The organism is Mucilaginibacter sp. A3364 (assembly GCF_059690715.1).
Genome location: NZ_JCAWED010000001.1, coordinates 539,497 through 555,286 on the forward strand (window position 1 = coordinate 539,497; position 15,790 = coordinate 555,286).

The 15,790-nt window shown below is 40.1% G+C and carries 14 protein-coding genes; all 14 read left to right on the plus strand.

Annotation, left to right across the window (positions count from 1 at the left end; translation table 11 throughout):
• Positions 1-13: 13 nt before the first annotated feature.
• Positions 14-1,417 carry an undecaprenyl-phosphate glucose phosphotransferase gene (locus AC59JT_RS02280; RefSeq protein ID WP_497395707.1) on the plus strand — a complete coding sequence of 468 codons (1,404 nt, stop codon included), beginning with the start codon at positions 14-16 and terminating at the stop codon, positions 1,415-1,417.
• A 49-nt stretch (positions 1,418-1,466) separates the two neighbouring features.
• Entirely contained in the window at positions 1,467-2,582 is a 1,116-nt protein-coding gene (gene gmd / locus AC59JT_RS02285; RefSeq protein ID WP_497395709.1) for a GDP-mannose 4,6-dehydratase, read from the plus strand.
• A 7-nt stretch (positions 2,583-2,589) separates the two neighbouring features.
• Complete coding sequence (fcl, locus tag AC59JT_RS02290) at positions 2,590-3,528, plus strand: GDP-L-fucose synthase (RefSeq protein WP_497395711.1); 939 nt, start codon at positions 2,590-2,592, stop codon at positions 3,526-3,528.
• 202 nt (positions 3,529-3,730) lie between these two features.
• A complete protein-coding gene (locus AC59JT_RS02295) occupies positions 3,731-6,223 on the plus strand; it encodes an SLBB domain-containing protein (protein WP_497395713.1) in 2,493 nt (830 codons plus the stop codon).
• Between the two features lie 2 nt (positions 6,224-6,225).
• On the plus strand, positions 6,226-7,320 hold the full coding sequence (locus AC59JT_RS02300; protein WP_497395715.1) for a lipopolysaccharide biosynthesis protein: 1,095 nt from the start codon (positions 6,226-6,228) through the stop codon (positions 7,318-7,320).
• A gap of 95 nt (positions 7,321-7,415) precedes the next feature.
• Positions 7,416-8,543 (plus strand): DegT/DnrJ/EryC1/StrS family aminotransferase, encoded by a 1,128-nt coding sequence (locus AC59JT_RS02305; RefSeq protein WP_497395717.1) that lies wholly within the window; start codon positions 7,416-7,418, stop codon positions 8,541-8,543.
• Positions 8,543-9,121 carry an acyltransferase gene (locus tag AC59JT_RS02310; protein ID WP_497395719.1) on the plus strand — a complete coding sequence of 193 codons (579 nt, stop codon included), beginning with the start codon at positions 8,543-8,545 and terminating at the stop codon, positions 9,119-9,121. The genes AC59JT_RS02305 and AC59JT_RS02310 overlap by 1 nt, the downstream gene beginning before the upstream one ends.
• Positions 9,122-9,124: 3 nt before the next feature.
• Complete coding sequence (locus AC59JT_RS02315) at positions 9,125-10,141, plus strand: Gfo/Idh/MocA family protein (protein WP_497395721.1); 1,017 nt, start codon at positions 9,125-9,127, stop codon at positions 10,139-10,141.
• A 10-nt stretch (positions 10,142-10,151) separates the two neighbouring features.
• Positions 10,152-11,417, plus strand: a complete 1,266-nt coding sequence (locus AC59JT_RS02320; RefSeq protein ID WP_497395723.1) for a lipopolysaccharide biosynthesis protein — start codon at positions 10,152-10,154, stop codon at positions 11,415-11,417.
• Positions 11,410-12,033: an acyltransferase gene (locus AC59JT_RS02325; RefSeq protein WP_497395725.1), complete on the plus strand. Its 624-nt coding sequence runs from the start codon at positions 11,410-11,412 to the stop codon at positions 12,031-12,033. Before AC59JT_RS02320 ends, AC59JT_RS02325 begins: the two co-directional genes overlap by 8 nt.
• Complete coding sequence (gene hisH, locus AC59JT_RS02330; RefSeq protein WP_497395727.1) at positions 12,030-12,662, plus strand: imidazole glycerol phosphate synthase subunit HisH; 633 nt, start codon at positions 12,030-12,032, stop codon at positions 12,660-12,662. The genes AC59JT_RS02325 and hisH overlap by 4 nt, the downstream gene beginning before the upstream one ends.
• A complete protein-coding gene (locus AC59JT_RS02335) occupies positions 12,649-13,386 on the plus strand; it encodes an AglZ/HisF2 family acetamidino modification protein (protein WP_497395729.1) in 738 nt (245 codons plus the stop codon). The genes hisH and AC59JT_RS02335 overlap by 14 nt, the downstream gene beginning before the upstream one ends.
• Positions 13,383-14,537 carry an N-acetyl sugar amidotransferase gene (locus tag AC59JT_RS02340; protein WP_497395731.1) on the plus strand — a complete coding sequence of 385 codons (1,155 nt, stop codon included), beginning with the start codon at positions 13,383-13,385 and terminating at the stop codon, positions 14,535-14,537. The genes AC59JT_RS02335 and AC59JT_RS02340 overlap by 4 nt, the downstream gene beginning before the upstream one ends.
• Positions 14,534-15,649, plus strand: a complete 1,116-nt coding sequence (locus tag AC59JT_RS02345; RefSeq protein ID WP_497395733.1) for a glycosyltransferase — start codon at positions 14,534-14,536, stop codon at positions 15,647-15,649. Before AC59JT_RS02340 ends, AC59JT_RS02345 begins: the two co-directional genes overlap by 4 nt.
• Positions 15,650-15,790: the final 141 nt, after the last annotated feature.

Genomic DNA, 15,790 nt, shown 5'->3' on the forward strand with positions numbered 1-15,790 from the left:
ACCGCCATAAGCGATGCTTTACAGATACGCTACCTTTATAAAAGCAATCAACTTATTGATTGATTATACTATGCTTAACCTAAGCATGGTTATAGCTTATTTGATTACCAACCATTCCTATTCGCTGGAAAGTGTTGGTAAAGGGCCTCTGCCGGTGGTACTGGTATTTAACCTGATGTGGTTGTTATCGGCCAATATTACCGGACTGTATCAACACGTATTAACCAAAGACTCGATACGTACGTACCAGGGTTTTGCAAAAACCTACCTGTTATTCGCCGCGCTTATATCTTTCACTATAATAGTAATTATTGGTACAAAAGTATACTTGATTACGCGCGAATACCTGGTTTATTCGTTAGTGATTTTTGGCTTTTTAGTAGCCGCATGGAAACTGGTATTCCTTACTATCAGAAAAAGCAACCGTGATATTTTATCTGATTACCGAAATATTATTATCGTAGGTTCGGGCCGTATTGGTATGGATATTTTCCAGTATTTTGAATTGAACCAGCACACAGGCTATCGCGTACTGGGTTTCTTTGACGATAAAGCCTCACAAATACCCGAAATTGGTTTATACCTGGGCAATATTGATGATTGCATAAAGTATACCCTGGAGAACGATGTTGATGAAATATTTTGCGCTCTGCCTATATCACAAAGCGCAAAAATCGAGCACCTGATGCAGGAAGCCGATAAATACCTGATCAGATTTAAGATTATCCCCGACTATTACATCAACAACAAGCGTACCATGTCGGTACAAAACATTGGCCACATCCCGGTAATATCTGTCCGCCAGGAACCTTTGGAGAGCGTGTTGAATCGCTTTATCAAACGCGCGTTTGATGTGGTGTTTTCGCTGTTTGTTATCATATTTATATTAAGCTGGCTATACCCGATCTTAGCATTGATCATAAAAATTCAATCGCCGGGGCCGGTGCTGTTTAAACAAATGCGTTCCGGTAAAGACAATGAGCCATTTAACTGCTACAAGTTTAGAAGCATGACGGTTAACTCAGATTCGGACAGCAAACAAGCCACCAAAGGCGATGCCCGGATAACCAAGATAGGGGCTATTATGCGCCGTACCAGTTTGGATGAGCTGCCACAGTTTTTTAACGTACTGATAGGCAACATGAGTGTTGTAGGCCCAAGGCCACACATGATAAGCCATACCACCCAGTACTCGCAATTGATAGACCAGTTTATGGTACGCCATTTTTTGAAACCCGGTATAACCGGCTGGGCACAAACAAATGGGTTGCGTGGTGAAACCAAAACTACCGATGCGATGTTAGGCAGGGTAGAAGCTGATGTTTGGTACCTGGAAAATTGGTCGTTTTTGCTGGATCTTAAAATTATATTTTTAACGGTATGGAATGCCGTTAGAGGTGAAGAAAATGCCTTTTAAATATTATATTGACAATTATTACTTGAAAACCAACTTATAGTACATCAAAATGAAAAAAGTAGCACTCATAACAGGTATCACAGGGCAAGACGGTGCCTACCTGGCAGAATTATTACTATCAAAAGGATATGAGGTACATGGCGTAAAACGTCGTAGCTCATCTTTTAATACTGACAGGATAGACCACCTGTACCAGGACCCGCACGATACCAACAAGAACCTGATACTTCATTTTGGTGACCTGAGCGATAGCACCAACCTTATCCGTATCATACAACAGGTACAACCTGATGAGATCTATAACCTGGGCGCTATGTCGCACGTAAAGGTAAGCTTTGATACGCCGGAGTACACTGCTAATGCCGACGGTATTGGTACCCTGCGTATATTAGAGGCTATCCGTATTTTAGGTTTGGTTAAAAAAACAAAAATATACCAGGCTTCAACATCAGAGTTATATGGTTTGGTGCAAGCTGTTCCACAGTCAGAAACTACGCCTTTTTACCCACGCTCACCTTACGCGGTAGCTAAATTATATGCTTACTGGATCACGGTTAACTACCGCGAAGCTTACGGTATTTACGCTTGTAACGGTATTTTATTTAACCACGAAAGCCCACTGCGTGGCGAAACCTTCGTAACACGTAAAATTACCCGCGCGGTTGCTAAAATTGCTTTAGGCTTACAGGATAAACTTTACCTGGGTAACCTTGACGCGCAACGCGACTGGGGGCATGCTAAAGACTATGTAGAGGCAATGTACCTGATATTACAGCAGGAAGTGGCTGAAGACTTTGTAATTGCTACCGGTGTTACTACCCGCGTTCGCGAGTTTGTTCGTTTAGCGTTCGCCGAAGTTGGTATTGAGGTTGAGTTTAAAGGCGAAGGCGCTGCCGAAAAAGGTTATGTTGTAAAATGTAATAACGAGAAATTCCAGGTAGCTGCCGGCACGGAGGTTGTTGCTGTTGATGAGAAATACTTCAGACCAACTGAGGTTGACCTGTTAATTGGCGACCCTACAAAATGTAACGAAAAATTAGGCTGGAAACCTAAATATGACCTTGCAGGCCTGGTAGCCGAAATGGTAGCAAACGATGTTAACCTGTTTGAGAAAGATACCTTGCTGAAAAGATCAGGTTACACCATCAAAAATCAATTTGAATAATAGTATAATGGATAAAAATGCCAAAGTATATATAGCAGGCCACCGCGGTATGGTCGGCTCTGCTATTTATAGAAAATTGCAGCGCGAAGGTTTTACCAACCTGATTGTACGTACCTCAAAAGAACTTGATCTGCGTAGCCAACAACAGGTTGAAGATTTTTTCGCTGCGGAAAAACCCGACTATGTGTTTTTAGCCGCTGCCAAAGTTGGCGGTATCATAGCTAACAATACCTATCGCGCTGATTTTTTATATGAGAATTTGCAGATACAAAACAACGTTATCCATTCATCATATTTAAATAACGTTACCAAGCTGATGTTTTTAGGCTCAAGCTGTATCTACCCCAAAATGGCTCCGCAGCCGTTAAAGGAAGATTACTTGCTAACCGGTCCGCTTGAAGAAACTAACGAGCCTTACGCCATTGCAAAAATTGCCGGCATTAAAATGTGCGATGCTTACCGTGCACAATATGGTTGCAATTACATATCTGTAATGCCGACCAATTTGTATGGTTATAATGATAACTATCACCCGCAAAACTCGCATGTATTACCGGCTTTGATCAGGCGCTTTCATGAAGCAAAAGAACAAGGCGCCGAAAGTGTGACCATATGGGGTACAGGTTCGCCAAAGCGCGAGTTTTTATTTGCTGATGACCTTGCCGAAGCCTGCTACTATTTAATGCAGAACTTTGACCAGGAAGGTTTGGTAAACATTGGTACCGGCGAAGATCTGGCTATAAAAGACCTGGCTTTGCTGGTAAAAGATATAGTAGGCTTTAAAGGGGCTATTGATTTTGATACCAGCAAACCCGATGGCACACCACGTAAACTGATGGACGTTGGCAAACTGCACAGCCAGGGTTGGAAACACACCGTAAACCTGCCCGAAGGTATTAAGCTGGCTTATGATGACTTTTTAAGCCATAAAGCTGTAGAGCGCTAAAACAATTTTTAAATAATAATGTATTATGAGGGCCTTTAACCGCGTGTTAAAGGCCTTTGTTTTGTTATTAGGGTGAAAATTAATTAATCATGTGTCTGCATAAAAATAATATCTTTGCCACAGTCTATCGTATTCAATATTGGTAAAAATATAATATTACAACCCTGTCGCGTTTATAGCTATATTTGCGATAATACTAGGTATGAATAAACATAAACTTCTAATAATATATGTGTTGGTGCTGTTATGCTTTGTAGCATTTGTACCATCACAGGCCCAAACGGTACCACAAAACCTATCTACTGTAAATGCCGATGAGTTGTCTGAAGCCCAGATACGCGAGCTGATGCAGCAGGGCGCAGCGCAAGGATACACAGATGCACAGATAGTGCAAATGGCGCAGGCTAAGGGAATGCCGGCTTTACAGGCACAGCGCTTACAGGTACGAATAGCGGACTTACGCAAAAAGGAGTCGGCATCAAATAATAGTACCGGTGATGGTTTTCAGCCGCGCCGCGCAGCCGGACAAGATACTACCAAGGCCGTTGCACAAACCTCCGCCGATTTGTTTGGTACTGTACAAACACGCATATTTGGAGCAAGCCTGTTCAGAAACGCAACCGCCAATACCTTTGAACCTAATTTAAAAGTAGCAACGCCTGTAAATTATATCGTGGGCCCGGATGATCAGATATTGGTTAACATTTACGGTAATTCGGTAGCTAACTGGAAGCTTGACGTATCGGCTGATGGTAATATCAATATTCCGGGTGTTGGCATATTACATGTATCAGGCAGTACTATTGAACAGGCCACCGCGGCTATTAAAAGAAGATTGATCGCCAACCGTTACGCCATTGGCAACGGTACCTCTGTTGATGTTACTTTAGGCAATATCCGCAGTATAAAAGTTAGTATACAGGGCGAGGCCGTTAAACCCGGCACATACACTATTTCATCATTTTCAACAGTATTTAATGCATTGTACTCTGCCGGTGGGCCTAATGACATAGGCTCGTTCCGTACTATCGAGGTAATACGCAACAACCGTATTGTGCGCCGCCTGGATTTGTACGACATATTGACAAAGGGCAATCAGAAAGATAATATCGCCCTGCAGGATCAGGACATTATCCGTATACCAACATACCGTATCAGGGTTGACATGCGCGGCGAGGTGAAAATACCGGCGTTGTTTGAGGTATTACCCGGCGAGACGCTGCAAGACATTATTAACTTTGGTGGCGGATTTACTGATCAGGCTTACACCGCCCGCATCAAAGTAATACAGGTTAGCGATCAGCAATTGAAGCTAACCGATGTGTATGAATCAGACTTTAAGAATTACACTCCGCTTCGCGGCGATAAGTATGTAGTAAACCGCATACTGGATCGTTTTGAAAATCGTGTTACCATTAATGGCGCGGTATTCCATCCCGGCGATTTTGAGCTACAAAAAGGTTTAACCGTATCACAGCTGATAAAAAACGCAGGTGGTTTAAAGGAAGACGCTTTTACAGGCAGAGGAAGCATTATCAGGCTAAATGCTGATAATACCACCCAACAACTATCATTTAATATACAGGATGCACTAAACAAGCCTTCTGCTGATGTAGCCTTGCAACGGGAAGACATCGTTACCATAACCTCTATATTTGACCTGAGAGACAATTATAATGTGGTTATAAAAGGTGAGGTTCGTAGTCCGGGTACATTTGCTTACGCGGATAGCATGAAAGTTGCCGATCTTATTGTTAATGCAGGCGGTTTTACAGAAGGTGCCAGCACCAAACGAATAGAGGTATCAAGACGGGTTTATGACAGCGATCCTAAGGTGAAGAACACCATTATAGCCCAGGTATTTAATATTGATATAACCGATTTAAAGGAAGATGGACTGGGCTTTGTATTAAAACCGTTTGATATTGTATCCATATACGGCCTGCCGGGTTACGAAACACAAAAGGTTATTAAGGTTGAAGGTGAGGTTATTTACCCCGGATATTATACCATCCAGAAAAAGAATGAAAAAATATCTGATGTTATACAGCGTGCCGGTGGCTTAACGCAATCTGCGGATGTTAACGGTGCCAGTTTGCGCAGGGATAATGATGCTATACTTGGCGTAGATAAGGCCAAGATAGACACAGTTGCTTTAAACAAAGAACGCAATGATCGATTAAAACAATTTCAACGTACATACACTGCTAAAGATCGCGACTCTGTTAACGCAAATACCGATGCGGAGCAATATCGCAACAACTATGTAGGTATTAACCTTGAAAAAATATTATCAAAACCTGGTCATAATGATGATCTGATTTTAGAGAATGGCGATGTTATCCGCGTGCCTAAGCAACAACAACTGGTTAAGGTTAACGGCGAAGTATTGTATCCAAGCGCAGTTATTTATATCGGCGGCAAAACATTAAAAAGTTATGTGTTAAATGCCGGTGGATACTCGGCCCGTGCCTTAAAACGCGGAGCCTATGTAGTTTACCCTAATGGTACCGTAAAGGGAACAAGTAAGTTTTTGTTTTTTAATATTTATCCTAAAGTGAGGCCGGGCAGTGAGATATATATTCCTAAAAAGGCCCCTAGCAATGGTAATACGGGCCAGTTAATACTGGGATATACTACCGGATTGGCATCATTGGGAGCTATAATTTTAGGGATTTTAAGTTTAAATAAATAGCAATGGCGCAGGCTACAAGCGAACGCACCGATCCTGTTTCGGACGAAATTTCATTACATGAAATAATTTCGAAAATTCGAAAGCTAAAAAGTTATCTGTTATCTAAGTGGCTATTTATTTTAATTGCCGGCATAATAGGTTCGGGTTTAGGCTTCGTTTACGCCTTAAAAAAAAAGACATTATACTATGCAGAACTAAGTTTTGCAGTTGAAGATAGTAAAGGCGGTGGCATCAGTTCGGCTATGGGCCTGGCCAGTCAGTTTGGTATAGACCTGGGCGGCGGAAGTAGCGGGGCTTTTTCGGGCGGCAATTTAATTGAGTTGATCAAATCGCGCTATATTGTAGAAAGCGCATTGCTAAAGCCGGCAATCATAAACGGCAAGCAACAAACCCTCGCGTCTCTTTACATCGATTTTAATGATTTTCGTGAGGGGTGGAAGAGTAATCCCTCATTAAAAAATATACAGTTTTTGCCCGGTGCCGATCGTTCTAAATTTACTTTACAACAGGATAGTGTTTTAGGTATATTTTATAAGGTCATAACTAAAAGTAGCTTATCAGTTGATAAGGTTGATCAAAAATTAAGTATAATAACAATCAAAGTAAACACGGAAAACGAGCTTTTTTCGAAGTTATTTGTAGAGGCGCTAACCAAAACGGTGTCTGATTTTTATATAGAAACAAAAACAAAAAAATCTACAAATAGCGTAAACGTGCTGCAACATCAAACCGATTCGGTAAGGCGGGAGTTAAATGCAGCGCTTACAGGTGTAGCTTCTTCTATAGACGTTAACCCCAACCCCAACCCGGCCTTACAAATACTAAAAGTACCGTCGCAACGCAGGCAGGTTGATGTGCAGGCAAACCAGGCCATATTAAGCCAGTTGGTTACCAATTTAGAAATAGCAAGGATGTCGTTGTTGCAGGAAACACCTTTGGTTCAAATTATCGATACCCCGATTTTGCCGTTGGAGAAAGTTAGGGTAAGTAAGGTTATTGCTACGGTAGTAGGTGGCGCGTTGCTGGCATTTGTGGCTATTATTTTCTTGATGGTACAGTTATTATATAGAAAACTGGTATCAAGCCAAAATGTATAATATACAACAATAGGTACAGGCCATTTTGGCTTGATACACAAGCGCACAAACCTAATAGCAATGCAGATTGTGACATAATTTATGCACATGTACTAATGGAAAACATACAAATGGTTGACTTGAAAAGTCAATACCTGAAAATCAAACCGGAAATTGACGAGGCTTTAATAAACGCGGTAGAAGGCGTTGCTTATATTAATGGCCCGCAGGTTAAAAAATTTGCCGAAAGCTTACGAAGTTTTAATAATGTTGAGGCGGCTATAACCTGCGCCAATGGTACTGACGCTTTACAAATAGCCATGATGGGCCTGGGTTTTAAGCCCGGAGACGAAGTTATAGTGCCTGCCTTTACTTACATTGCAACTGTTGAAGTTATTGCGCTGCTGGGCCTTATCCCTAGGTTTATAGACGTACGGGAGGATACGTTTGAACTTGACTATACCCAGTTAGAAGAGCTGATCTCTGACAAAACAGTGGGTATAATCCCGGTGCATTTATTTGGCCAGTGCTCAAACATGGAGCCGATACTAGAGATAGCGAAAAAGCACAAGCTTGCAGTTATTGAGGATACCGCCCAGGCAATGGGAGCACAGTATATTTTTAAAGACGGTTCAAAAGCATTTGCCGGTACGGTTGGAGATATAGGAACAACATCTTTTTTCCCGTCAAAAAATTTAGGCTGTTTTGGTGATGGCGGCGCTTTGCTAACACAGAATAAGGAGTTAGGAGAAAAGGTACACATTATAGCTAACCACGGCCAACGTAAAAAATATTACCACGAAGTTGTTGGGGTAAACTCCAGGCTGGATACCGTTCAGGCGGCCGTTTTAGATGTAAAAATTAAGTATTTAAATAACTATAGCGAAGCGCGCCAACAGGTAGCTAAAAAATACACCGGGGCTTTAGCATCAATTACAGACCTGGTACTTCCGGTTGAAGCGCCTTATTCAACGCACGTATATAATCAATATACCTGCCGCGTTAAAGCCGGAAAACGTGATGCATTAAAGCAATACCTGCAAGATAAAGGTATACCTACGATGATATATTACCCGGTGCCTGTACATTTGCAGGATGCCTACTTAACCTATGGGTATAAAGCCGGTGATTTCCCGGTTGCCGAGCGTTTGTGTAAAGAAGTGATATCGTTGCCAATTCATACAGAGATGAAAGAAGAGGTACAAGAATATATAATTGAGAATATTATTAACTTTTTTAAATAATGGAAAACAAGTATTTCATTCACGAAACGGCTGTAGTAGATGAAGGCGCTATTGTGGGCGAAGGGGTTAAAATATGGCATTTTTCGCACATCATGTCAAATTGCGAAATTGGCGACAAGTGTAATATAGGTCAAAACGTAGTGATCTCGCCAGGAGTAAAACTTGGCAAAAATGTAAAAATACAAAACAACGTATCTATATATGAAGGGGTTACCTGTGACGACGACGTTTTTTTAGGCCCGTCAATGGTGTTTACCAACGTAACAAACCCACGAAGCGCTATTAACAGGCGCGGTCAGTATTTAAAAACACATGTAAGCAAAGGCGCGTCTATTGGCGCCAACGCAACCATCGTATGCGGACATGACATAGGCCAATACGCACTTATTGGTGCAGGTGCGGTTGTTACAAAAAACGTAGCACCATACGCATTAATGGTAGGTAATCCCGCCAGGCAATTAGGCTGGGTTGGCGAATATGGACACAGGTTAAAATTTGACGCTAACGGCTTGGCTGTATGTGAAGAGAGCGCGCAGGAATATCAATTAGAAAATGGTGTTGTAACCAGAGTGAAATAAAAAATGGCAACAGATAAAAAAATAAAATTTGCAGTAGTAGGTTGTGGTCATATCGGTAAACGCCACGCCGAGATGATCGATCGTAATGAAGAGTCGGAGCTTGTTGCTTTAATTGATGTGCAGGACCCCTCAAAGCTAGGCATTGATAAGTATGATGTGCCGTTTTTTAGCAATGTGGATGATTTCCTGGCTTCGGATATTGAGGTTGATGTGGTAAGCATAGCTTCTCCAAACGGTTTCCATGCCGAGCAATCTTTAAAATGCCTGGAGGCAAAAAAGCACATCGTAGTTGAAAAGCCGATGGCTTTAACTAAAAACGATGCAGAGAAAGTAATATTTAAAGCTTTGCACGTACACAAACAGTTGTTTGCTGTAATGCAGAACAGGTATTCGCCTCCATCGGTTTGGGTCAAGGAACTGATTGAATCAGGAAAGCTGGGCAAAGTATTTATGGTTCAGTTAAACTGCTATTGGAACAGGGATAACAGGTATTACAAGCCCGAAAGCTGGCACGGAAAAAAAGACCTGGACGGCGGCACGCTTTTCACTCAATTTTCGCACTTTATAGATATTATGTACTGGCTGTTTGGCGATATTGAAAACATACAAGCCAAGTTTAACGATTTTACCCATAAAGACCTTACCGACTTTGAAGACAGTGGTTTTGTAAGCTTCGATTTTGTAAACGGAGGAATGGGGTCGCTAAATTACTCAACAGCTATTTGGAACCAAAACCTGGAAAGCTCCATGACCATTATTGCCGAAAATGGCAGTGTAAAAATTGGTGGCCAGTATATGAATGAGGTTGAATACTGCCACATAAAAGATTACACCATGCCTGAACTTGCCCCTACAAACCCCGGTAACGATTACGGTGCTTACAAAGGTTCGGCAGCTAACCACCATTATGTTATCGAAAACGTGGTTGATGTACTAAAAGGAAGAGACAGAATATCAACAAATGCCCTTGAAGGTTTAAAAGTTGTGGATATTATTGAGAGAATATATCTATTAAAATAATAGATAATAAATGAGTGTGTTATCAAAGTTTAATGCAAATAACAAAAGTCTATCTCTTGTCATAGTTAGTATTGTCACACAAATTTTCCCGATAATAGCTTCGCCGGTTTTCTCGAGGCTATATACTCCTACACAATTTGGTGAGTTTTCAATATTATTAAGCTATGCTAATATTTGTATAATATTTTTTTCGGGTAAATACGAACTGGCTTTACTGTTACCTAAAAACCAAATTGACGTAAAAAGGTTATTCCATTTATGCTCATTGTTGATTTTTTCGAACTGTATTTTAATACTGGGCGGAACAGCGATCGCAAAAATTGCGAGCGTATTTTTACATTTTAGTTTTGATAACGTATTTTTTTTAGTTCCGGTTTTTGCCTTGCAGCTATCGATACTTCAAATAATAACCTATTTGTTTTTGTATTTAAATTTTTTCAGGGAGCTGTCTACCAATCGCTTCTTAAAATCAATTATTACAATACTTACCACCTTGGCCATTGGTTTTTTGTGGAAGGGCTTAAACGGGTTGATAATTGCAGCATTTATCGGGCAAACGGCGTTTATTATTTATAGCTTAATAATATTAGAGGCCAAAAGCTTAAAGTTTGCTAAGATATTCCATATCAGGCGAGTTAAAATGATCTGGCCTCTTGCTAAAGAGTATTCAAAATTTCCCCGGTACTCGTTACCGGCAGATCTGATTAATGCTTTGGTAAGCCAGGCGCCAATTTTTATACTGTCGGCTTATTTTAGCAAGGCAAGCGTGGGGTATTACGGTTTTTTGTTAACGGTTATTCAGCTCCCGCTTTCCATCGTTTCCAGCGCGGTATTAGATGTGTTTAAGGAAAGTTCGACAAGGGAGTTTAAAGAACATAATAATTGCCGTAAATCATACAGTAAAACATTTTTACTGCTGTTTGTAATAGCCATTGTGCCGGCAGCTGTAGTGGCAATTTGGGGCGGTAGTATCTTTGGGTTTATTTTTGGCGAGGAATGGGTAATTTCCGGCCAGTATGCCCAGATACTGATCTACATGTTCTTTATCAAATTTTTGTCGAGCCCGTTAAGCTATACTTTTGTATTAGCGGGTAAACAAAAGTTAGACTTTTACCTGCACATAGCCATATTAGTATGTTTAGGTGCCTCGTTTTTATACGCTACCTATTACCAGTTATCAATCAACTATTTTTTAACATTAATAGCAGCAGTTTTTTCATTTGTCTATTTAGTGTATCTAATCAAGTCATACCAATTCGCAAAGGGATATGCTTAAAAATATAATTAAGAAACTTTATTGGATGGTATTAAACTCCAATCCGGTAACCAGGGTGGTTTACGAAACGCGTTTAACCCAAACGCCGGTATCATTATCGCAAATATTGCGTTATAAAGTTCTTAAGCTGGGCCGTGGTGTTTACTGGCCGGTGCACCCATCCAGCAAGGTTGCAGCCTACAGAAATATAGAAATAGGTATAGAAACATCGCCTGGCTTAATGCCAGGATGCTACGTACAAGGCAACGGAAAGGTATTTATTGGCGATTATACGCAAATTGGCCCGGGGGTAGGCATTATCAGCTCAAACCATGATATTTACGATAATAGGATAGGTGATAGCACATCAAAAGTTGAAATTGGTGCTTACTGTTGGTTAGGCATGCATTCTGTAATACTTCCGAACGTTACGCTGGGCGAATATACCATTGTTGGGGCCGGTAGCATTGTTACCAAGTCATTCCCGCAGGGATATTGCGTTATTGGCGGCAATCCGGCTAAGGTGATCAAAAACCTCGACCCCGAAAAATGCGTTAAACATACCAGCGAGCATAAGTACAATGGATTTATTAAAAATTCAAATTTTTCAAAATTCAAAAACAAGCATTTAGCATGATAACGATAATAGATTATGGGCTGGGTAATTTAGGATCTATCAAAAATATGCTTAAAAAGATAGGTGTTCAGTCAGAAATTACCGATGATCCGGTAAGGATACAAGAGGCTGAAAAACTGATATTGCCCGGCGTTGGGGCTTTTGATGACGGGATGCTTAATCTTAAAGAGAAAAACTTATTGCCGGTATTAAACCAAAAAGTTTTGGTTGATAAAGTACCTGTATTGGGCATTTGTTTAGGCATGCAGTTGATGACAGAAGGTAGCGAGGAAGGAAATTTACCGGGATTGGGTTGGATAGAAGGATCGGCCAAAAAGTTTCCTGTTAATTACAATGAGGTAAAATTGCGGATTCCGCATATGGGCTGGAATGTAATTAAGCCAACTGCGGTAGCTCAAAACAATATATTCAGATCAGATTTTGGCGAAATCAGGTTTTACTTTGTTCACTCATATTACGTTGTTGTTAACAACAAAGATTATGTAGCCGCATACAGCAGCTATGGGCCGGATTTTGTTTCGGCGTTTAAAAAAGATAATATAATGGGTATGCAGTTTCACCCCGAAAAAAGTCATAAATTTGGAATGGAAGTGCTGCGAAATTTTGTGAATATCAATGCTGAAAAATAGAATAATACCTGTATTACTCTTACAGGATTTAGGGCTTGTTAAAACAAAGCAATTCAAAAATCCAACCTACATAGGAGACCCTATTAACGCCGTCAAAATTTTTAATTTAAAAGAGGTTGACGAGTTAATATTTCTGGATATAATGGCCTCAAAACACAATGTTGAGCCCAATTACGAACTAATTTCTGATATCGCATCTGAAGCATTTATGCCATTTGGTTATGGCGGCGGTATAAAAACAATAGATCAGATCAGGAAGTTATTAAGGATAGGCGTAGAGAAAATTATTATAAATACATCGTTAAGTAATAAAGCCTTTATTAAAGAGGCAACAAACCTTTTTGGTACCAGCACAATTGTCGCATCGGTTGATGTATCGCATGGCGGCATTTACTCGCACACAACCCGGTCGGTAATTAACACCCAGGTGCTTGATTATGTAAGGGAAGTTGAAGCTTTAGGCGTAGGCGAAATAATGATAAACTCAGTTGATAGGGACGGCATGTATTCAGGATATGACCTGCCGTTGCTAAAAAGCATTGCAGATATGGTGCAGATACCTGTTATAGGCTGCGGCGGGGCACGAAACCTTGATGATATCAAATCATTAATTGATAATACCGGTTGTACTGCTGCAGCTGCCGGAAGCATGTTTGTTTTTTACGGGAGACATAAAGCGGTATTGATAACTTATCCGGACGAGTCAGAATTAAATGAAGTATGAATAAAAGCGAGGTAGAAAGACCCTATCAAATATGTACCAGGACAATAATGGATACCAGTGATCCGGATATTGTTTTTGATAAAGATGGTGTTTGTAATCACGTACAGTTATATGAAGATGCATGTAAGCATTTATTAATACCTAAACACCAGCAAAAAGAGGCTACAGACCTGTTAGTATCGCAAATTAAAGAAGCGGGAAAAGATCAGCTTTATGATTGTATCATAGGCCTAAGTGGTGGTGTTGATAGCTCATATGTTGCTTACCTGGTTAAAGACCTTGGCTTACGACCATTGGCCGTGCATTTAGATAACGGATGGAACTCTGAACTGGCGGTGAAAAATATAGAACAGATCGTAAAAAAGCTGGATATCGACCTGTATACCTACGTTATAAATTGGCAGGAATTTAAGGAGTTGCAGTTGGCTTTTTTAAAAGCATCGGTAGTTGATATTGAGATGCTTACCGATAATGCGATAGGGGTGATCATTAATAAGCTTGCTAAAAAGTTTAAAATTAAATATTACCTGGTAGGTACCAACGTTACGTCGGAAGGTATTATGCCTAAAAGCTGGCTTTACAATATCAAGTACGATACGTTAAACATTAAAGCCATCTACAAAAAATTTGGTAACGGGAAGAAAATAAGCTCATTCCCGATGTTTAAGTTTATTCCGTTTATTATCTACAGATACATATCAGGAAGCCGTAGATTTTCGAAGTTTGGTTTTTTGGCTAAAATTAAAGCGATCTCTTTACTTAATTATATTGACTATGATAAAGAAAGTGCCGCCGACTTTTTGGTTGATAAAATAGGATATACTAAATACGCCGGAAAGCACTACGAATCAAATTTCACCAAATTTTACCAGGCCTATATTTTACCTACCAAGTTTGGTATAGATAAACGACGCGCTTTTTATTCGTGTTTAATTTTATCGGGCCAGTTAACCAGGGAAGAGGCACTGGAGAGTATCAAAAAGCCATTGTATGATAAAGTATCTTTAGAAGAAGATATCGAATATATCTGCAAAAAATTTGGCTTAACGCGTAAAGAGTTTGATGCGATAATGAACAGCAAACCCAAGTCGCACTATGATTATCCGTCATATGATGGGCTTCACCATAAAATTATGAGTTTTTTCAGATGAAGATCGCTTTCGTAACCAATGACATAAGTTACTATGGAGCTTCGCGAAGTTTAAAAACATTGCTGGAAGCTTTACGAGAGCAACATCCGGATGTGGAGATACATGTAATTGTTCCGCGCAGAATAAAGGGCAAAAACAATTTTGCGCATTTAAGCGACTGGTTTGGCGTTTCGGAAAAGTTTATCTACGAGTTTAATTTACCCTTTTATAATAACTACAAGGGCAAAGGAAATTCGATATTTCAACATTGGTATAACTACAGGTGGAAGCTAACCAGTCATAAACTTCGCAGGTTTCTTTCAGAGAAGAAATTTGATGCAGTTCACTTAAACTCCTTAACGCTTATTGATGTTGCCGAGAACAACATTAATTCTGTTTTACACGTCCGGGAAATACTGGACAACGTTAATGATGTAGATTTTATCCAGCCCCGGTTAGATAAGCTCAAAAAAATGATCTTTATTGACCAGGCAACATATGCGGCATTTTTAACCTATAAGTTGCCAAAGCAATACCTGGTCCTTAATAATCCGTTTTCAATGCTGGGGGTAAAACAAGCGCGCAACAACGAAACAAGCGTAACGCTGAAAAACGCAGTTAACAATAAAATATGCGTTGCGTTAATAGGTAAAATTCATGCCGAAAAAGGTACTGATTTTATTATCGACGCCATTGCAGGCAATAAAATTGAAAACCTGGTACTGGTAATTGTTGGTACCGGCGAAAGTAGCTATGTAAATAATGTGAAAAGCCGGGCTGATAAAAACATCATATTTTTAGATGAAATTGCCGATGTGGAAAGTATTTATGCGGTGGCGGATTATGTGATAAGAGGTGAGGCCTACCCTTGCATCGGGCGTACAACTTTTGAGGCGTTGTTTTCGGGTCTGGGAGTTATTTTACCCGGCGATGCAACCTATTATGAAAATACGCTTAACGAGTACGAGCAGTTTAAAAACGATATATGCTGCTACGCACCAAGAGATGTTGCCAGCTTAACAGCCGTTTTAAGTAATTTAAAGAAACGGGATTTTGAAAACAGAACTTTGTTAAGTAACGCAGCCACCTATGCCAAACAATTTATTGATTTTTTGAAGGATGATAGCAACTAAAGTAATACACAAAATTTTATCTGTTGTAAAAAAAATTACAATCAATCCTTCAGGAAAAAAAACGGCTCTCATCAGTTATGTTTTAATCCCTACGGCTCCGTTTGATTTTAAGTTTTTCTTTAACGTATCTCATAACAGGTA